Annotated in this window: 18 protein-coding genes; 4 read left to right on the top strand and 14 right to left on the bottom strand. The window is 61.1% G+C overall.

Annotated features, from left to right (window positions below):
- Positions 1-30: 30 nt before the first annotated feature.
- Both NXT3_RS08615 and NXT3_RS08620 read right to left on the bottom strand, forming a co-directional pair.
- Positions 31-1,014 (bottom strand): Bug family tripartite tricarboxylate transporter substrate binding protein, encoded by a 984-nt coding sequence (locus NXT3_RS08615; protein WP_097524744.1) that lies wholly within the window; start codon positions 1,012-1,014, stop codon positions 31-33.
- A gap of 120 nt (positions 1,015-1,134) precedes the next feature.
- Complete coding sequence (locus tag NXT3_RS08620) at positions 1,135-2,226, bottom strand: isocitrate/isopropylmalate dehydrogenase family protein (protein ID WP_097524745.1); 1,092 nt, start codon at positions 2,224-2,226, stop codon at positions 1,135-1,137.
- Between the two features lie 240 nt (positions 2,227-2,466).
- On the opposite strand from NXT3_RS08620, the gene NXT3_RS08625 reads away from it, so the two are divergent.
- Positions 2,467-3,351, top strand: a complete 885-nt coding sequence (locus tag NXT3_RS08625; RefSeq protein ID WP_234828113.1) for a GntR family transcriptional regulator — start codon at positions 2,467-2,469, stop codon at positions 3,349-3,351.
- Between the two features lie 640 nt (positions 3,352-3,991).
- On the opposite strand, the gene NXT3_RS08635 is transcribed toward NXT3_RS08625, so the two are convergent.
- From NXT3_RS08635 to NXT3_RS08665, 7 genes are all read right to left on the bottom strand, one after another.
- Positions 3,992-4,300 (bottom strand): MurR/RpiR family transcriptional regulator, encoded by a 309-nt coding sequence (locus tag NXT3_RS08635; RefSeq protein ID WP_337441774.1) that lies wholly within the window; start codon positions 4,298-4,300, stop codon positions 3,992-3,994.
- 272 nt (positions 4,301-4,572) lie between these two features.
- Positions 4,573-5,532, bottom strand: a complete 960-nt coding sequence (locus NXT3_RS08640) for a sugar phosphate isomerase/epimerase family protein (protein ID WP_104839130.1) — start codon at positions 5,530-5,532, stop codon at positions 4,573-4,575.
- A 12-nt stretch (positions 5,533-5,544) separates the two neighbouring features.
- Positions 5,545-6,555, bottom strand: a complete 1,011-nt coding sequence (locus NXT3_RS08645; protein WP_097524748.1) for a Gfo/Idh/MocA family oxidoreductase — start codon at positions 6,553-6,555, stop codon at positions 5,545-5,547.
- A 9-nt stretch (positions 6,556-6,564) separates the two neighbouring features.
- On the bottom strand, positions 6,565-7,539 hold the full coding sequence (locus NXT3_RS08650; RefSeq protein ID WP_104839131.1) for an ABC transporter permease: 975 nt from the start codon (positions 7,537-7,539) through the stop codon (positions 6,565-6,567).
- Positions 7,539-8,315: an ATP-binding cassette domain-containing protein gene (locus NXT3_RS08655; protein WP_097524750.1), complete on the bottom strand. Its 777-nt coding sequence runs from the start codon at positions 8,313-8,315 to the stop codon at positions 7,539-7,541. Before NXT3_RS08655 ends, NXT3_RS08650 begins: the two co-directional genes overlap by 1 nt.
- 16 nt (positions 8,316-8,331) lie before the next feature.
- On the bottom strand, positions 8,332-9,288 hold the full coding sequence (locus NXT3_RS08660; RefSeq protein ID WP_104839132.1) for an ABC transporter permease: 957 nt from the start codon (positions 9,286-9,288) through the stop codon (positions 8,332-8,334).
- 99 nt (positions 9,289-9,387) lie between these two features.
- On the bottom strand, positions 9,388-10,419 hold the full coding sequence (locus tag NXT3_RS08665) for a sugar ABC transporter substrate-binding protein (protein ID WP_104839133.1): 1,032 nt from the start codon (positions 10,417-10,419) through the stop codon (positions 9,388-9,390).
- A 146-nt stretch (positions 10,420-10,565) separates the two neighbouring features.
- Between NXT3_RS08665 and NXT3_RS08670 the strand changes: the two genes are divergently transcribed.
- The gene (locus NXT3_RS08670) at positions 10,566-11,654 is read left to right on the top strand and encodes a LacI family DNA-binding transcriptional regulator (protein WP_234828091.1); all 1,089 of its coding nucleotides are present in this window, start codon (positions 10,566-10,568) and stop codon (positions 11,652-11,654) included.
- A gap of 295 nt (positions 11,655-11,949) precedes the next feature.
- Here NXT3_RS08670 and NXT3_RS08675 read toward each other — a convergent pair whose 3' ends face one another.
- On the bottom strand, positions 11,950-12,708 hold the full coding sequence (locus NXT3_RS08675; protein WP_104839961.1) for an SDR family NAD(P)-dependent oxidoreductase: 759 nt from the start codon (positions 12,706-12,708) through the stop codon (positions 11,950-11,952).
- Between the two features lie 174 nt (positions 12,709-12,882).
- On the opposite strand from NXT3_RS08675, the gene NXT3_RS08680 reads away from it, so the two are divergent.
- Positions 12,883-13,782 (top strand): AraC family transcriptional regulator, encoded by a 900-nt coding sequence (locus NXT3_RS08680; protein ID WP_104839962.1) that lies wholly within the window; start codon positions 12,883-12,885, stop codon positions 13,780-13,782.
- A gap of 262 nt (positions 13,783-14,044) precedes the next feature.
- Here NXT3_RS08680 and NXT3_RS32310 read toward each other — a convergent pair whose 3' ends face one another.
- The 3 genes from NXT3_RS32310 to NXT3_RS08700 all read right to left on the bottom strand — a co-directional run bounded on the left by NXT3_RS32310 (position 14,045) and on the right by NXT3_RS08700 (position 15,963).
- Positions 14,045-14,329: a hypothetical protein gene (locus NXT3_RS32310; protein ID WP_234828092.1), complete on the bottom strand. Its 285-nt coding sequence runs from the start codon at positions 14,327-14,329 to the stop codon at positions 14,045-14,047.
- A 383-nt stretch (positions 14,330-14,712) separates the two neighbouring features.
- Positions 14,713-14,985 (bottom strand): hypothetical protein, encoded by a 273-nt coding sequence (locus tag NXT3_RS08695; RefSeq protein WP_104839963.1) that lies wholly within the window; start codon positions 14,983-14,985, stop codon positions 14,713-14,715.
- Positions 14,986-15,312: 327 nt separating this feature from the next.
- Positions 15,313-15,963, bottom strand: a complete 651-nt coding sequence (locus NXT3_RS08700) for an outer membrane protein (RefSeq protein ID WP_097538446.1) — start codon at positions 15,961-15,963, stop codon at positions 15,313-15,315.
- Positions 15,964-16,216: 253 nt separating this feature from the next.
- On the opposite strand from NXT3_RS08700, the gene NXT3_RS08705 reads away from it, so the two are divergent.
- Complete coding sequence (locus tag NXT3_RS08705) at positions 16,217-17,233, top strand: GlxA family transcriptional regulator (protein ID WP_104839135.1); 1,017 nt, start codon at positions 16,217-16,219, stop codon at positions 17,231-17,233.
- 117 nt (positions 17,234-17,350) lie between these two features.
- Here the strand turns inward: NXT3_RS08705 and NXT3_RS08710 are convergent, their stop codons facing one another.
- Positions 17,351-17,656 (bottom strand): hypothetical protein, encoded by a 306-nt coding sequence (locus tag NXT3_RS08710; RefSeq protein WP_037421705.1) that lies wholly within the window; start codon positions 17,654-17,656, stop codon positions 17,351-17,353.
- Positions 17,657-17,696: the final 40 nt, after the last annotated feature.

Raw genomic sequence — 17,696 nt, forward strand, 5'->3', positions numbered from 1 at the left:
ATGATGCCTCCCGATTGGGCGGGACGCTCGTCAGAGCAACCCGACTTCCTTCAGCGCGCTCTCGACACGTTTCTGTTCGTCCGCCAGAAAGGCACCGAATTCTTCGGCCGGAAGGTAGGTGTCGATCCAGCCGCGCTTCTCGAGGGCCGCCCTCCATTCGGGCGTCTTGACGAGCGTTGCGATCGCCTTTCCGAGCGCTTCGCGGTCTTCGTCGGCGAGCTTCGGATGGGCCATGATGCCGCGCCAGTTCATCACGGCGAGGTCGACGCCCGCTTCCTTGAGCGTCGGCACATCGACGCCCGGAATGCGCGCATCGCCGGTGACGGCGAGGGCGCGCAGTTGTCCGGCCTCAACCTGGGCGCGGAATTCCTCGTAGCCGCTGATGCCGACGGTCGCGTGGCCGCCGAGCGTTGAGGCGAGAACCTCGCCGCCACCGGCATGCACGACGTAGTTGATCTTCTTCGGATCGACGCCGACGGCTTTGGCGATCAGGCCGGCCGCGACGTGGTCGATGCCGCCGATCGAGCCGCCGGCCCAGGCAACCTTCGACGGATCGGCCTTCAGACGTGCCACCAGATCATCCATCGTCTTGATGTCGGAGTTCGCCGGAACCACGATGGCATCAGCCTCGCCCATCAGGCGGGCGACCGGAACGGTCTGGTCCAGCTTTACCGGAGACTTGGTCGTCAATACGCCGCCGACGAGGGCAAAGCCAATGACCATGGCGCTCGGGTGTCGCGGCTTTGTCGTCACGAACTGCGACAGGCCAACCGTTCCGCCGCCGCCGGCAACATTCTGCACCTCGACGGGTCCGGTGATCTTGTCCTCCTGCAGGATGGTCTGGACGGCTCGCGCCAACTGGTCGTAACCGCTGCCCGGACTGCTGGGCGCCATGATGTGCAGGGACTCGAGCTGTTCTTCCGCGAACGCGGGGACAGCCGTCTGGTGGATCAGCATTGCTGTCGCTGCAGCGGCGAGCAGTGTTGAGAAAACGCGTCGTGTCACTTTCTTCATGGAAATTCCTCCCATCCATGCGTTGTGTTGTTCGATCCCTGTGACCGCCACTCGGTCCCTTCCTCCAGGATCGCCGGAACACATTCCCGGCTTGCCCTTTCGGGATTTGCTGAGACCGCTTCAGGCGGCCGTGGTCGATGCGCCTGCGGCGCGGACAGCTTCGACCACCCTGGCGGTGAAGGCGTTGGTATCGAGCATTCCGCCGAGGTCGCGTGTACGCGATTGCGGCTGCTGCAACACGGCCTCGATCGCCTCCTCGATGAGGGCGGCGGCGCGCACCAGACGCTGGTCGTTTCGCCTGCGGCCGAGCCAGTCAAGCAGCATGGCGGCGGAAAGAATGAGCGAGGTCGGGTTCGCGACGTTCTTGCCAGCGATATCGGGGGCAGAGCCGTGCTGGGCCTGGGCGACGCAGATGTCGTCACCGGCATTGATCGAGCCGCCGAGACCGAGGCTGCCCGAGAGTTCCGAAGCCTCGTCGGAAAGAATGTCGCCGAACATGTTGGTGGTAACGATGACGTCGAACCGATCAGGCGACCGGATAAGATGCGCGGCGGCGGCATCGACGATAAGTTCTTCGAGGGCGACGTCCGGATAGGCTTCGGCCACCTTGCGAACCTCCCGCAAGAAGAGGCCGTCCGACAGCTTGACGACATTGGCCTTGTGGACCGCGGTCACCTTCTTGCGGCGGTGACGCGCCAACTCGAAGGCCGCCTCCGCCACACGCGAAGACGCCTTTGCGGTCACCTTGCGGATCGAAAATGCCATGTCCGGATCGGGCATGAATTCTCCCGCGCCGGCGAACATGTTGCGGTCGGAATAGAACCCTTCGGTGTTCTCGCGCACCAGGACGAGGTCCATGGGCTTGCGTAGGATGGTCAGCCCTTCGCGCGAACGGCAGGGGCGGATGTTGGCGTAGAGCTCGAATTTGGTCCTGAGCTCGGCGGAAGGATTGATGCCGCCCTTGTCGCGCGATGGGTACTCATAATGCGAAACCGGTCCGAGGATGACGCCATCCGCCTCCGGCACGCGCTTCATGACCGCATCCGGCAGCGTGGTGCCTTGCTCGGCAAGGGCCTTGAGGCCGATATCCTGCAGCTCAAAGTCAAGGCCCAGTCCGATTTCGGCATCGGCGGCCTTCAGAACCTCGAGCGCCGCGGCAGTGATGTCCGGCCCGATCCCGTCACCCGGCAGCACGAGAAGCTTCAAGGTCATGTTTTTTCCTCACCTCTTATGGAGAGTCGAGAAGACGCACGAGATCGTTCGCCGACATCTGCCGGCGTTGCGGAAACAGCGATCAAGATGGAGTCCTCCAGACCAATCGTGGTCTTTTTCTCCTCTAAAGTACCAAGTAAGGGAGGGAATGGTATTTTGCAAGTGGAAAATACCAAAAACGCTTGGCGCCGGCTTGGGCATATGGCATAGATGAGAAAAATCGGGAGCTTAGCCTTGCAGATGACACCCTTGATCGCCAGCCTTGCCGACCAGATCGTTGCCCATATCCGCACCGACAAGCTTGCCGAGGGCGATCGCCTCGTCGAGCGCAAGCTCGCCGAACAGTTTCGCGTTTCGCGGTCTCCGGTCAGAAATGCAATGAAACTCTTGCACGACGTCGGCGTGCTGAAGCACGGTGAAGGCGGCGGCTATCTGATCGCCGACGTCGAAGCCGCCGAGAAGCTGTCGCTGGAGTCCGCCTCGGCGGAGGATGACGAGCAGATCTATCTGACGATCGCGGATGACCGGCTGCATGGCCGGTTGCCGGAAAGGATCACCGAGAGCGAATTCCTGCGGCGCTACGACCTCACCAAGGGTCGCCTATCAAAGATCCTGCTGCGGATGGCCAACGAGGGCTGGATCGAGCGCCTTCCCGGCCACGGCTGGGCTTTCCTGCCGGTGCTGACTTCGCTCCAGGCGTACGAAGACAGTTACCGGTTTCGCCTGCTGATCGAACCTGCAGCACTATTGGAACCGACCTTCAGGCTGAATCGGCCGGTGCTATTGCGTTGCCGGGAGGAGCAGGAGTGGCTGGTGAACGGCGGCATCTGGACGGTTTCGGACGCGAAGCTCTTCGAACTGAACAGCGGCATGCATGAGGCGATCATTGAATGCTGCCACAACAGTTTCTTCATCGATGCGCTGAAGCGGCTGGATCGGCTTCGCAGACTGATCGACTATCGACAGATGCTGGATCGGGAAAGCGCTCGGGAGCGCAGCCGGGAGCACATCGAGTTGCTCGACCTCATTCTAGCCGGGAAGAACGAAGAGGCCTCACGCTACATGGCTCGGCACCTCCAAGATCTAAGTCGATTGAAGATCGTTGCACGGGAGCAGCGCGGCTAATACCTTGTCGGTCTGAGCGCTCAGGCTCTGAACGCATTCGAACTGACGCCCATTGCAGAAGAATGGCAACACACGTCAGCGGAGCTGGCATTGCCGCTGATCCTGCATCGCACGCTGCTTGATCCTGCGCTGAAATTCGGTTTCTGGCGCGAGAGCGGGCGTTTGGATGTCAAATATTGAACTTCCGCAACGGGTCGATCATTCCGGTTTAAAAGTTTGCGGTTAGAAATTCCCGTACTTCGTCCGCTATCCGATTTCTGAATGCGCGAACCTTCGGGTGGTCTTGATTGCCCATCTGGTAAACAAGGTCGTATCCCCATTCGACCTCCAGCCTGGCTTGCGGGAATATCGACGCAAGGCGGCCTGCCACAAGGTCTTCTGCGACCAGAACGCTCCGCCCCAGGGCCACTCCTTCACCCCGGTAGCGCGCAGCCGATCCGACGTTGAGCGGGGCGATCTAATTAATAAGACTGCGCATGTTTCCGATGGACCGACTTGCCGTCAGTGCGCCGCCCGCTTGGATCATCAAGGATGCGGCGCAGTGGGCGGAAGTTCGGCTGTCTCGGCCGGTGAGATCGGAATGTGCCCAACAGCGGCCATCGCGCTAATAGGCACCGGTTACATCCGCCAAGCGGCTACCTCACATTCCACCGGCTCTGCCGGGCGCCACTCGTGCGGCACGTCTCCGCAAATGCTCCCGAAATAAGGTTCGAAGGTCTCGAAAGTTCTCGAAGCCGAGGAAGCCGGCGAGCCGAACGACGGTTGTCGGAGACACCGAACAGGCAAGCGCCACCGAGTTGGAACTACCAAAAGCAATTAGTTCCGGCGTGAGAAGCGCGTGGCGGATAACCCGTTCAAGCTGGTCTGGGAAGACGATCTCTCTCGAGGCAATCATCGACTTCAGCTCCGAAAGGCTGCTTGGTGGTGCGCTGTCGTGCCAATCTCGCATTGTCGCTGTTCTCCAGATGTGAGCGCACCGGCCGCCCTCTAATTCCCAAGGGCTTGACGCTCGTGTCCAAACGCACGCCGCGAAGCATGCCAGGAAACCGAGTTCGGGGAACTGCTTCACCCGTCCGAGGATGGGAGCGAACGGACACCATCTCGGCGCAGGCGACGAACGTGAACGGGAGGGTTGGGGGGACTATGTCAGCGCTCATAACCGCATTCCTTTACTAGCGATGGCGAGGTGGATTCGGATCGCGCCGGTGCGTCGTTCGAGCGTCAGATTGCCTGCGGTTTGAAGTCGCTTGGCGCGACGGGCATCACCCCCTTGAGCAGGGCGACGGATTTCTCCAACCCTTCGAGGCTATTGAGCAGCACATCCTCATGCTCGACCGACAGCCAGCCGTCATAGCCGGCCATCTTGAGCCGATAGCAGAATTGCCGCCACCATTCCTCGCCGTGGCCGAAGCCGAGCGTGATGTAGGACCAGCTACGCGCCGGGATGTTCATCAGCGAGCCGTTCTCCAGGAGCGAGGTCGTCGCCTGGATAGGAGCGTTGAGCAACGTGTCCTTGGCATGGACGTGATAGACCGCTTCTCCAAGGGCCTCGGTCGCGACGAGCGGATCGGCGCCCATCCAGAACAAATGCGAGGGATCGAGGTTGGCGCCGATCACCGGACCAATGGTGGCGCGAAGCTTCAGAAGGGACGGAACGTTGTAGACGCACTGATTGCCGTGCAGTTCCAGCGCGATGCGCTCGACGCCGCTCACCCTGGCAAGCGCAGCAATCTCCATCCAAAACGGCAGCAGCTTCTCCTCCCATTGGTATCGCAGGATCTCCTGGGTCTCCGGCGGCCAGGAGGAGACGACCCAGTTCGGCATCAGGTCGCCGGCGCGGCCGGCCGGAAGGCCCGACATCGCGCAGACCGTCTTGATGCCCATCCCGCCGGCAACGCGGATCGTATCCTTGAGGCACTCGCCCTGTTCCGGCTGGGTCGGATGCAGGGGATTGCCGTTGGCGTTGAGCGCGATGATCTCAAGCCCGCGGCTCTCAAAGGATTTCATGAAGCTGCGGCGGGCATCGGCGCTCGCCTTCATCGCCTCGAGGTCGAAATGCGGCGCTGTCGACCATCCCCCGGTGTTCACCTCGACACCCGAGACGCCCAGGCGAGCGGCATTGTCGAGAAGCGCATCGAAGGCTAGGCCGCCAAGACTGTCGGAAACGAAGCCAAGTTTCATGTCTCTGTCCTTTTATCGGTTGTACAGGGACGGCTTTTCCGCCCTTGCGATCGTAACGCGCTCGCCCTTGCGCAGGGCCTCGACGCCGGCCTCGGCGACCAGGGCCGCGCAATAGCCGTCCCAGGCGTCGGAGGCGCTCGCCGGGAAAACGCCGGTTCGAACGAAGTTCAGGAACGCCTTGTTCTGCAGCCGGTACGCCTCGGCAAAGCGCGGGCGCCAATCGGGCGCATAGCGCTCGTAGGCCATCAGGTCGCCGTTGTGGCGCGTGTAGACGGGTGCGTTCAGGGAAATCGATCCCTTCTCGCCGATCAGTTCACCGCGAACGTCGTAGCCGTAGGCGGCGTTATTGTTGATCTCGATGTTGACGAGCTGTCCCTTGTCGGTTTCGAGAACCATGAACACCGGAGCGCCGGTCCTCGTTGCGTCGACGCCCGTTGGCTGGAAAACGGTGATGGCCGTATAGTCGGCGCCGAGCACGAAGCGAGCGACATCGAATTCATGCGGTGCGGAATTGGTGATTGCCATCTGACCGGTAAAATTCGCCGGTGCTTCGACGTTGCGATGGAAGTTGTGCATCATGATTGCGCCGCCGAGGGAACCGTCGTCGAGCAATGCCTTCATGTCACGGTATGACGGATCGAAGCGCCGCATAAAGCCGAGCTGGACGAACTGACGACCGCGCGACACTTCTGCGTGGATCACGCCGAGGCACTCCTTCGCGCGCTGCGACAACGGCTTTTCACAGAGTACCGGCTTGCCGGCCTCGATTGCGGCGAGCGACAGCGACGCATGGGTTTCGTCGGGGCTGGCGATCAGCACGGCATCGACGTCCCCGCGCGTGATCGTTGCGAGGGGGTCGGAAGAGAGATCGGCCGCACCGCATTCCTCAGCCACCTTTCGGGCGCGCTCCGAAGAGGCATCGCACACCACCTGAAGGATTGCACCCGGCAAGTCTTCGGAGACAATCCGGGCATGGTCCGCGCCCATGATACCCGCGCCGATGATCGCTATTCTGACAGACATTAAAGACCTCTATTTCCGGAGTGCCCACTGACGCAGCGACCGGTCGCCATAGGCGGCGATCACCACGATGAGGCCCAGGATCAATATGAACCATTGCGGACGAACGCCCGTGACGACGAGATAGGATTGGATCGAGGACAGCACGAACGCGCCCTTCAGTGCCCCGATCAAGGACACTCGCCCCCCAGCGAGCAGACAGCCACCCAGCACGCAGGAGGCAATCGCCTGCAGTTCCATCAGGCGGCCCATGGAACCGTCCGCGAAGCCGAGCTTGCCGGCCTCGAGCGTTCCGGCGAAAGCGGCGAGGACACCGCAGAGGACAAATGCCGATAGCTTGACCCGACTGACCCGCACGCCGCGGGAATGGGCGCTCTCGGCCGAACCACCGACCGCAAGCAGCCGATTGCCGAAAGGCATCGCCTTCAGCATCACCGTCAGAATGACGAGCACGATAATCAGCCAGTAGAGCGCGGTGTTGAAACCGAGGAACTCGCCGCCCCCGAGCCCGAAGTAGGCCCAGCCTTTGCGGGCCGCATAGGGGATGGAAAAGGAGAATCCTTCGGTCAATGCGATCGCAATGCCGCGGAAGATCATCAACGTGCCGAGTGTGATGATAAGGGACGGCGTCCCCGTCCGTGTGACGAGCAGTCCGTTGACCAGGCCGATCGCGGCGCCGACAGCGATCGCGGCCACGGCGGCGAGCGACGGGTCAACGTGCGCGGCGAGCCAGAGATAGGCGAGCGCACCCATGCCGAAGGTCGAGCCGACGGAAATGTCGATCTCGCCCGTGCCTATCACCAAGGCCACGCCGAGGCTCATCAGCCCGAGCGTCGCGGTCACCTGCAGGATCGTTCCGATGTTGTAGAGATTGGCCCACTTTCCGTCCGAGGTAGCGGCGAATATCACGACCAGAATCGCCCCGATCAGAAAGATGCCTATGTCCGCATGACGCCTGATGAGGGGTTTGGCGGCCGAAAGTGTCATCAGACCGCCTCCCGCTTCTCAACAAGGCGGCCGCCCTGCCGGATGACCTCTTCGAGTTCTTCCGCCGTCATCGCGTCGGTCGAGGCATCGGCGACCTTCTCGCCGTTCTCCATAATGACGATGCGATCGGCGAGTTTGTGCACCTGGAAGATGTCGTGTGTGATGTAGATGACCAGCAGACCTTGCTCCTTGAGCTGCACCGCAAGCTCGTTGACATGCTCGCGCTCGCGCACCGACAGGTGGTTCGTCGGCTCGTCCATGATGACGACCCGGTTCATGAACTCGACCGCGCGGCCGATCTTCACCGACTGACGCTCGCCGCCGGAAAGGCGTTCCACCTCGTCGTCGGCCGAGACGTTGTCGCGCAGGCCAAATTGCCGGATAACCCGTGTCGATTTCTCCCGCATCTTGGCAAGGTCGAGAAAGGGGATGCCGAGGATCCGCTTCACCGGCTCACGTCCAAGATAGAAGTTACGCGCGATCGACAGATTGTCGCAAAGCCCGACAGACTGCTGGATCGTCTCGATACCCTGGTCGATGGCGAGCTTCGGGTGAAACTTTTCGATCTTCTTGCCGTCGAAAAAAACCTCTCCTGAACTGGGCGCGTAGATGCCGCAGAGTACGCGGATCAGCGTCGTCTTTCCGGCACCGTTGTCGCCGACCAATCCGATCAGCTCGCCGGCATGGAAGTCCACCGAGACGTTTTTGAGGGCATGGAAGGCGCCAAAATGAAGGTCGAGGTTCTTGACCTGAATGAGGGGGTGGGTGTTCGTCATTGAGCGTCCTCCCGCGTCAAGCGCTGTGCCCGAGAAAACGGGCCAGCTTCTGGTTGAAGATGACCGCGACGATGAGCACGGCGCCGATGAAGGTGATGTACCAGGACGACGGCGCGCCAAGTGCGATCAGTTCGTAGCGGAAGCTCACGACGATCAGCGCTCCGAGAATGGCGCCGAGGATCGAACCGCGCCCGCCGGTCAGCAGGCAGCCTCCGATGACTGCCGCGGCAATCGCCTCAAGCTCCATGTTTTCGCCGAGGGTGACATGGGTCTGCGGCTGATTGCAGAGAGTCAGGATGCCGGCGAAGCCAGCCAGCAATGAGCAGAGAATGAAAGCGGCGATCTTGATGCGATCGGTGCGCACGCCGCGCGATTCCGCGCTCTCGCGGCTGCCGCCGGTGGCGAGGAGCCGATTGCCGAACGGCGTCGCCCACAGCAGAAGACCGAGGATTGCTGAGACGGTGATCAGCCAGAGAATGGCGGCGTCGATGCCAAAAAGCTCGCCGCCAAACAGGCGTGTCATTGGGTGACTGCGTGCCGCCGGCGAGAAATTGTGCACGGAACCGCCCGTCCACACATAGATGATCCCGCGCGCGGCGAAGAGGCCGCCGAGCGTGACGATCATCGACGGCAGTTCGCCCTTGACCACCGCGATCGCCTGAAGAAATCCGACGAGCGCCGCGACGGCAAGCGCCAGAACAAAGGAGCCTGGCACGCCGAGCGCCGGTTCCATCGTGATGAAGGCGACACCCGCCAATCCATAGACCGATCCCACGGACAGGTCGATTTCCTTCGTCATGATGACCAGTGCCTGGCCCATCGCCACAAAGGCAAGAATGGCGGTGAACTGGCTGACATTGGCGACGGTCTGATTGGTCCACCAGCCGGAAAAATCGATCGATGTGAAGACGACAAGCATGACGACGACGCCAATGATCGCGCCGAAGCCTTGGCTTCGCACAAGCTGTTTCATGACATTATGCTCGCTGGTTCAGTACGCGGCGGGAGGCACATCCAAACGATCGAGGGCAGCCGGCCCGTGTGGTGTCCGGCCGCCCTCTGGGAGGAACCCTTACCAGGTGTTCTGCTCGTCGTAGGCCTTGTCGCCGAAGACGCCCCGGACCAGTTCGGCCCACTGATCGGCATTATCCTTGTTGATGATGACCGGGCCCGTCAGGATGTTTGACTGCGGTGCGTAGCCGAACTCTTTGTTCCAGTAGAGCCACTCCATCGGAGCATAGCCCTGCAGCCAGAAACCCTGGCTGTTCGTCGCCAAGACGTGGCCGGCGCGCACGCCTTCGATCGAAACCGGTCCCTCGTCGACCGTCAGGACGGTTACGCCCTTGTCGTCGACATCCGGGTCAAGCTTCATGTCGTTGGCGACACCCCATGCCCAGGGCGAAGACCAGCCGGCAACCGTGAAGATGTAGTTGGTGTCCGGATTGGCCTGCAGGAAGGCCTGAAGCGCGTTGCGAGCAGTCGCCGGTTCGGCGCCGATGAACAGTTCATCGACTTTGGCGCCGGCCTTCTCCATGGCATCCTTCATTCCGGCACACCGAGCCTTGAGGCCCTGATGGGCCGAGTCATGGCTGGCGCAGACGACGCGGGTCGGCTTCGGGATTTCTCCGGCTTCCGCCTTTTCAAGCGCGTACTCGCCGAGCTTCTTGCCGGTGAGATACTCGTCGCCGCCGACATACGTGAGGTAGGGAATACGCTCAGCGTCGGGGCGTCCATCGGGAATGTTGAAGGCGACGACCGGGATTCCGGCCTCGATCGCCTTGCGCAGCGGCGCTTCGAAAGCATCGGAGCTGACTATCGGCACGGCAATACCGTCCGGTTGCGTTGAAATCGCCTGCTCGAGAAGACGCACGTGCTCCTGGACCGAATAATTGTTGGTGGAGATATATTCGGTTTTGACGTTCGGATATTTCTTCTCGAACTCCTCCATGGACTTCGTCAGCCAACCCATGTTCGGATCGTTCGAGCCGATGTGAGAGACCATGACGAAGCGATATTGCTTTTCGCCGTCCTGCGCATTGGCTATGCCTCCGAGTGCGGTGGCGGCCATCAAGGCAGAAAGCAGAATCGAATTTCCGAATTTCATTGGGCTCCTCCTCCGTTAACGATGTGATTATCCAGATTGGAATCACATCAGACAAGGAAGATGAAGCGCATTACATGATGCAAAAGACATCATAAAGTCCATAGGGCCCAACATAGCGGCAAGCCGCTCAAAAAATTGACGTTGCAATGAATGACGACTTCCAAGATGATGTTTTTACCATCAACTTTAACCGGAAACTGGAGAAAGCTGTGGTCGATCACCTGCAAAATCGAACATGGAAAGGCCCCAAGGTCCAGGAAATTGCCAAGCTCGCAGGAGTCGGTCCTGCGACGGTCGACAGGGTCCTCAACAACCGCAGCGGCGTCCGAGAACGAACGAGAGCCCGCGTCCTGGGGGCGCTCGAAAAGCTGAAGAACGAAAGCGCGGGCCGCGACATCCCTTTGCATGTTCGTCTATTTTGTGACTCTGGCGAAACCTTCAATGCAGCAATGGCGGCCGCTGTAACGGAGGTCAACCGAACCGTTGCCGGCATCGAGATTGAGGGAGATTACGTAACCACGAGCGAAGTCGAGCCCTCATCATTCGCGCGCCGGATTGAGCAGCAAGGCAGCGCTGCGGATGGCGTCGTGGTCATCGCTCGCGAGCATCCGGCGATCAACCGCGCGATACGAAAGCTGCGGACCATCGATATTCCCGTCCTCTGCCTGACGACCGATCTGCCGAGCTCCCGTCGCAGCGCCTACATAGGCAATGACCAGTACGCCGCTGGCAGCGTGGCCGCTTTGTTGATCGGCAATGCGCTTCCGAAGGAGCGTAACAATATTCTGATCGTCATGAGCGTGGCGTTCCGCTGCCAGCAGGAGCGTGAGATGGGGTTTCGGAGGGTGCTCCGTTCCGATTTTCCATATTTGAAGATCGAGGAACGTGTGATTTCGGACGACAGACCGGAGAGCACTTGTGAGCAGTTAACCCGCTATTTCGAGGCACATGGTTACCCCACCGCGATCTACAATGTCGCCGGTGCCAACCGCGGCGTCGCAAAGGCACTGGAACACGCCGGAAAGGCCCGCGATACGGTCTTTGTCGGCCACGAATTGACCAACCACTCACGAAACCTGTTGGAATCCGGCGTCATGGACTATGTTATTTCGCACGACTTCAGCGGCGAGCTGACGGCGGCCGCCAAATGGATCCGTGACAACGTCGGGGGCGTAACCGTGGAGCCTTCTTATTCGCAGATCCTAGTGCACACCCGATACAATTGCGGTCTGTGACGAAAGAGACTCCGGTAAACGGCCATTTGCCCGCAGAGAAGCTCGCGGCCAGCTAAGCGACCCTGAGACCAGCGGCTGTCACGTCACCTATGCCGCTCCCCCTCGTCCGGGCCGACGGATCCGATATCAACTGTTCTACCGCCAACGTGCTCGCCCCGGACTGCATAATATGGGCGCCGTTTGCCAAGCTGAGTGATCGGGCGTGGGGGCCCTCTCGTACAGGAACAACGCCGAGGCAATAAGCCTTGGCACGCGATGAACGCTCCACGCCTCCCTTGCGCAGCCATGGCAGCGGTTACAGCATTTGTCCACCCGAGATATCGAAGGAGGTGCCGTTCGCCCAACCCATGTCGTCAGAGAGGATTGCGGCGACCGCGCTACCGATATCGTCTGGCTGCCCGACGCGACCCAGCGCGATACCCTGTGCGACGAACGTGTTAACAGCCTCGTTATCGCGCACCACGCCTCCTCCAAAGTCGGTCGCGATTGCACCGGGGGCAATAGCGTTCACCCGAATTCTGCGGTCGCCCAGTTCGACGGCCATGAAGCGCGTTAGTACCTCGGTCGCCGCCTTCATTGCCGCGTAAACGCTATAGCCAGGCAGAGTGAACCGTATGAAACCGGAAGAGACATTGAGGATACGACCACCGTCCTTCATCAGCGGCAAAAGCTTTTGAGTGAGAAAGATCGGACCACGCAGATGTGTCGCCACCAGCGTGTCAAACTGTTCTTCCGTGGTCTCCGTGAAATTGGCGAACACACCGATACCAGCGTTGTTGAGGAGATAATCGAACTGCGGGCGGCCGAAGGTGTCGCCTAGCGCCGTGGCCACTGCTTCGATAAAGAGCGGAAAGCTCGACGTTTTAGTCACGTCGAGCGGGATCATAGCGGCCTTGCCGCCCTTTGCTTCGATTTCGCGCCTCAATGCATCGGCTTCGGCCGCGCCGGTGCGGTAGGTGCCGATGATGCCGACGCCACGGTCGGCGAGGTGAAGCGCCATGGCGCGGCCTAGACCGCGGCTGGCGCCGGTGATGAGAGCGATTCTGTCAGTCATGTTCGGGCCTTTGAGAGAGATTATTTGGCGAGCGGCAAATCGCTCACGACGAGCGCTGCCTGCCTCTGCAAGATAGCGGCAAGCCGTCACCCGAACCCGTCTGATCGGATCAACATCTTGCCCAATTGTCTCAAGTGGCTTGTCCCGTGCCAGAGATACTGACATAGTCCCGGAATGACGGATGTCTTCGAACCGCATCTTGAAATCGCCTTGCGCCACGCGAAGCCTAATACAGTGCTCACGCCGATTCCGCGCGTCGAGCTGCTGGTCGGACATCGCCCGACCGGTGAGACGCCTTGCCTTTATCGGTCGATGGTCTGCTTCATTCTTCAGGGCTCCAAACGGGTCGCCTTCAACGACAGCGTTCTGAACTACGACAGTTCGCAATATCTGGTCAGCGCCCTCGATCTGCCGCTGACGGGCCAAGTGTTAGATGCCGACCAGCATCGCCCTTATGTCGCCGTCTCACTGACACTCGATCCCGCCTTGCTGGCAGAACTGGCGGCTGCCATGCCGCCCAAGCGGGAGAGCGACGGCGAGCAGATCGGTCTGTCGATCAATCCGATGACGGCCCAGCTTCGCGATGCGCTGCTTCGGCTGCTTTCGCTGCTGGACAAGCCCACCGACATTCCTGTTCTCGCGCCCATGGTTGAGCGAGAATTGCTTTATCGTCTCCTGCAAGGCCCGCAGGGGCGCCTTCTCCGCCAGATTGCGCAACCGGAGGGGCCGCTGGTTCGCATCCGCCGCGCCATCGCATGGATCAGGGACAATCGCGACCGGCAATTGCGGATTGATGCCCTGTGCGAGGCAAGCGGCATGAGCCGAGCGAGCCTGCACCGGCACTTTTCGGCGATCACGGGCCTCAGCCCGCTCCAATACCAGAAGCAACTTCGCCTCCAGGAGGCACGCCGGCTGCTCCTGGGGGGCGAGTATAACGCATCGATCGTCGCCTTCGCGGTCGGGTATGAAAGTGCATCCCAATTCAGCCGCGAATACCTCCGGCAATTCGGGGCGCCGCCCGCCCGCGACATCCGCCGGATGCGGAAACAAATCGCTGCCGCTTTGGCCAACTGATCCGCCCTTAAACAGCGCTCTCCAGCAACCTACGTCTCTGGCATTTGCGTCTATCGGCCAGGCTTCCTTCACAGCCCCTTCAAGCTTCAGAAATCGAGTTTCCTGACGTCGTCGACGGTTAGCTCCGACACCGCGCTCGACAGACGCGGCAGGCCGGAGAAAGAGACCTTCGGCGCCGGCATCGTCGTCAGGCCTTTCTTCAAGGCGCCGACGTCGATGGCGTCGCAGGCCGACCGGACGAGGCGGGCCGCCAGCTTGCTGCTCAGTTGCGCGCCTTGTTGGCGTTCTTCAGGACTGACGCTCCGGCATAGAACGCGCCTGTGCCTGGAGCGAGCATTGCCATTCCAAACAGGGAGGCACCGAGAGTGAAGCGGTCGTAATCGGTGCCGACGAGAAGCTTGCCGCCCTCCGTATAGGTGTCGCGGACGTCGCCGAACACGAAGTAGTCGGCTGCCACCGCGCCGAAGATGCTCGGTATCGAATCGACCTCGCCCTTGACGAAACCTTGCGCAAATCCCGTCGAATTCCGCCACGCCGCGTCCGTCACCGGTTCAACCGTGGAGGCAATGACATCGGGCGGAATCGTGGCCGAGCTCCTGCCCAATCCTTACCACGAGCCCATTGTTCCCCCTGATTTCGAACGAGTTTGGACGCACCAACTGCATTTTAGCACTGGATAACCCTGGCTCCGCCAAGGCGGTTCGCAGAGAAGATGTCTTTTCGCGCGGAGGACAAGCTATCGGAGTATGGGAGGAAATCAAAGATTGCCTACAGCGCCGCGCGTCTTATCAGACGCGCAAAGGTCGCTGTAGAACTTTGATTTGCTGCATGTCTTTGTCCTTAAATCGAGGGTCGATTTAAGGACAAAGACATGCCGTAGGCCGAGACTAGGGGGAAGGGCCTGTCTCGATCGTGACCCATCCCGGATCTTCAAGTGTTTTGCTCCTTCTTCGCCGGGGCTCGCCGCTCGATGAGTTGCTGAAAGATCTCCGCCTGCCGCTCGGTCGCAGCGCGGATCGCAACCAGGTGATCGAGCATCCCGCCAAAGGCCACCAGCACCAGCCCGCCGGCAATCGCCGCAAAGGCCCAGGGAAGAACGGCGAGCAGGGTTCTGACATCGGGCGAGGGCAGCAGCATCGTGGCGAGCACGACAAGCGTACCGATGACGATCGCGCCGCCGAGGAATTCGAGAAACTTTCCCATCCGTGGCTCCCCTATCTCGTTGCCCAGTCCGACTCGCTGCACCCTTCTGCCGCATCCGCTGCATGATTCCTCAATCGGACGACAATTCAAAGTGATACTGCATGTCTCCTTAAAGCGACCCCGATTTCGGAGACATGCAGCAATTCAAAGTGCTACAGCGACCTTTGCGCGTCTGATAACGCGCGGCGCTGTAGGGCACCGGGTTTCCGCGCCGATTGGACGCGCTGCACTCATTTAAGGGGGCTTGGCCGCGCCACCCGTTGCACGCTTCTCAGAAAAAACCCGGCCGGGCGCCGGGGAGGGTGAGACGGGTGGCAATAAGAAAACTCAGAATTTTACGCCGACGCCAACCGTAAACTGGTGTTGGTCGAGATCGACATTGACGCCGCCGACATCCTTGTCGCTGAAATCATTGTAGCGATACTCGGCGCGGCCGAACATGCTGTTGGTGAAGGCGTAGTCGATACCGCCGCCGATCGTCCAGCCGTTGAACGTCTCCTTCTCCTTCGGCGCCCCGGCTACGTCGACAAAGCCGCGGGTAACCGCCCAGCCGCCGGTGCCGTAAAGAAGTGCCTTCTCACCAAGTGTATAGCCGACCCGGCCGCGCACGGATCCGGAGACATCCGTTCCGACCTCCGTGCTGGCGCCGAAGACCGTGAAGCTCTTGTCGTTCCAGTTGTAGCTGACGTCCCCCTCGACGCCGACGACCCAGTCGCCCATCTGGTAATTGTATCCGGCGAAGGCGCCGAAAATGCCGCCGTTGAAATCCTCCGAGGCGCTGGCGCCCGGAACGCTGAGATCGCTGTTCAGCCAGCCGCCTCCGCCCTGCAGACCGACATAGCCGCCGGTCCAGACGAAGGTGGGGGTCGTTTCAATGGCGGCCGGGGCCGGTTCCGGGGCTTCGGTGATGTCTGCTGCATAGGCTGGCGCGGCGGCCAGGGCGGCGCCGAACATTGCAACAAGCACGTTTCTGATCATCACAGATGCCTCCTGTTGTCCGAGAACGAGAGTAGCAACTAATCGGGAACAAGTCTGCGAAAAATGGCGCTTTTCGGAATCACGTGCGCTGGCGGGGAAAAAACAGGCCGGTGGACTAAACTCCAGCCGGCCCGCCCGGAAATGATCGCGGAAAAAGGGGAACGTCTCTTTGTTTGGCGACAAGGCCGCGCGGAAGAGACCGATTGCCACCTGATAATGCCTGAACGGGCTTTTACGAGTTGACACCGTGCGCATGAAATTTGACATTATACGCATGACTGCGGCAGCCGAAAAGAGCGCTCCGATCGAGGTGATCGTGGTGGTTCTCCCCGAATCCTCGATCATGTCGCTCGCCTCGGTGCTCGACCCGATGCGGGCAGCAAATCGCGTCGCCGGCCGGCCCGTCTTTCGCTGGCGCCTTCTCTCGGCCGACGGACAGGCTGTGAAGCTGACCTGCGACATCCCGATCCCCGTCGACGGCCGGTTTTCGCTGCCGCTTGCCGGCGACCTTCTCCTGGTCATCGGCGGCTTCAATCTCGACCGGCACGTTGGCAAGCGATTTCTCGCCGCCCTGCAGGAATGCGCCCGTCATTTCGACATCGTCGCCGGTATCGAATCAGGCTGCTGGCTGCTTGGCCGATCGGGACTGCTCAACGACCGCAAGGCGACGGCCCATTGGGAAGAACTCGAGGACTTCAGCCAGGCGTTTCCCGCCTTGACGGTGATCGGCGACCGTTTCGTGACGGATGGCAAATACTGGACCTCGGGCGGCGCATCGCCGACCTTCGACATGATGCTGCACCTGATTACCGAGCGGCTTGGCCCGGCCCTGGCCCTCGATGTCGCGAGCATCTTCGTCTACGACCAGATGCACAGCCCGACCGATATTCAGCCCTTCGTCTCGCTCGGCCGCATCGAGGCGCGCGATCCCGAGCTTGCCGGCGCGATAAGGCTGATGGAGCGCACGCTGGAACGGCCGATGACGGTCGCGGCCCTGGCGCGGCGGCTCGCCATTTCGCAGCGCAAGCTCGAATTGCTTTTTGCAAGGGGGCTGTCGATCAGCCCTGGCGCCTATTATCTGCGCCTGAGATTGCAGGTCGCGCATCGGCTCGTCCGCGACTCCGGCATTCCGATGCGCGATATCGCGCTGCGCTGCGGCTTCGACAGCCTATCGGCCTTCTCGCGCGCCTACCGGCGGGAATATGGGGCGAGCCCATTGAAGATGCGCAGCGCCAATCGTCCGGCGAGCGGTCGATCAGAAGGCGGCTAATGCATGTCGCCCAAAAATGTGCAGCGGGCCCAAAAATGCAGCGGTTTTGGGATGACGACATGCACAAAAACAAAGACCTAAAGCGCGCCGCGGGAATGTGTTTGAACGCGACGCGCTTTAGTTTCGGGCGTGCGGGCCGCCGGATCCGGTGAGCGCGCACGCCTTCTCGAATTCCTTGACCGTTTCAGGCGTATTGTCCTCGGGCAGCACCGCGTCGGCAACTTCCTCGGCCGCCGCCGCCTCGCCCTCGTAGACGAAGGACTGGATGTAGTAGGCGATTTCTCCCTTCCACACCTTGCGACCGTCGATCTGCTGGCAGGCGACCGCAGTTTCGAAATCCGCCTGCAGGTCATCGACGCTGGCCGGGGCGGAGGCGCCACCGGAAGGTGCCACGAGCGAGGCGATCAGCAGGGCTGTGAACATGGCGGCAGGCCTCCCGATGGGTCGACGAGGAAACTGCCGG

This window comes from Sinorhizobium fredii (genome assembly GCF_002944405.1).
Taxonomy (GTDB): Bacteria; Pseudomonadota; Alphaproteobacteria; order Rhizobiales; family Rhizobiaceae; genus Sinorhizobium; species Sinorhizobium fredii_C.

What these genes read in the sequence shown, in the direction of transcription:
- NXT3_RS08665 (WP_104839133.1), bottom strand. Translation starts at nt 10,419, where the DNA reads ATGAAATTCGGAAATTCGATTCTGCTTTCTGCCTTGATGGCCGCCACC.
- NXT3_RS08680 (WP_104839962.1), top strand. Translation starts at nt 12,883, where the DNA reads ATGACGGATGTCTTCGAACCGCATCTTGAAATCGCCTTGCGCCACGCG.
- NXT3_RS08660 (WP_104839132.1), bottom strand. Translation starts at nt 9,288, where the DNA reads ATGAAACAGCTTGTGCGAAGCCAAGGCTTCGGCGCGATCATTGGCGTC.
- NXT3_RS08615 (WP_097524744.1), bottom strand. Translation starts at nt 1,014, where the DNA reads ATGAAGAAAGTGACACGACGCGTTTTCTCAACACTGCTCGCCGCTGCA.
- NXT3_RS08620 (WP_097524745.1), bottom strand. Translation starts at nt 2,226, where the DNA reads ATGACCTTGAAGCTTCTCGTGCTGCCGGGTGACGGGATCGGGCCGGAC.
- NXT3_RS08635 (WP_337441774.1), bottom strand. Translation starts at nt 4,300, where the DNA reads ATGCGAGATTGGCACGACAGCGCACCACCAAGCAGCCTTTCGGAGCTG.
- NXT3_RS08710 (WP_037421705.1), bottom strand. Translation starts at nt 17,656, where the DNA reads ATGTTCACAGCCCTGCTGATCGCCTCGCTCGTGGCACCTTCCGGTGGC.
- NXT3_RS08645 (WP_097524748.1), bottom strand. Translation starts at nt 6,555, where the DNA reads ATGTCTGTCAGAATAGCGATCATCGGCGCGGGTATCATGGGCGCGGAC.
- NXT3_RS08695 (WP_104839963.1), bottom strand. Translation starts at nt 14,985, where the DNA reads ATGGGAAAGTTTCTCGAATTCCTCGGCGGCGCGATCGTCATCGGTACG.
- NXT3_RS08705 (WP_104839135.1), top strand. Translation starts at nt 16,217, where the DNA reads ATGAAATTTGACATTATACGCATGACTGCGGCAGCCGAAAAGAGCGCT.
- NXT3_RS08675 (WP_104839961.1), bottom strand. Translation starts at nt 12,708, where the DNA reads ATGACTGACAGAATCGCTCTCATCACCGGCGCCAGCCGCGGTCTAGGC.
- NXT3_RS08625 (WP_234828113.1), top strand. Translation starts at nt 2,467, where the DNA reads ATGACACCCTTGATCGCCAGCCTTGCCGACCAGATCGTTGCCCATATC.
- NXT3_RS08655 (WP_097524750.1), bottom strand. Translation starts at nt 8,315, where the DNA reads ATGACGAACACCCACCCCCTCATTCAGGTCAAGAACCTCGACCTTCAT.
- NXT3_RS08700 (WP_097538446.1), bottom strand. Translation starts at nt 15,963, where the DNA reads ATGATCAGAAACGTGCTTGTTGCAATGTTCGGCGCCGCCCTGGCCGCC.
- NXT3_RS08650 (WP_104839131.1), bottom strand. Translation starts at nt 7,539, where the DNA reads ATGACACTTTCGGCCGCCAAACCCCTCATCAGGCGTCATGCGGACATA.
- NXT3_RS08670 (WP_234828091.1), top strand. Translation starts at nt 10,566, where the DNA reads ATGAATGACGACTTCCAAGATGATGTTTTTACCATCAACTTTAACCGG.
- NXT3_RS08640 (WP_104839130.1), bottom strand. Translation starts at nt 5,532, where the DNA reads ATGAAACTTGGCTTCGTTTCCGACAGTCTTGGCGGCCTAGCCTTCGAT.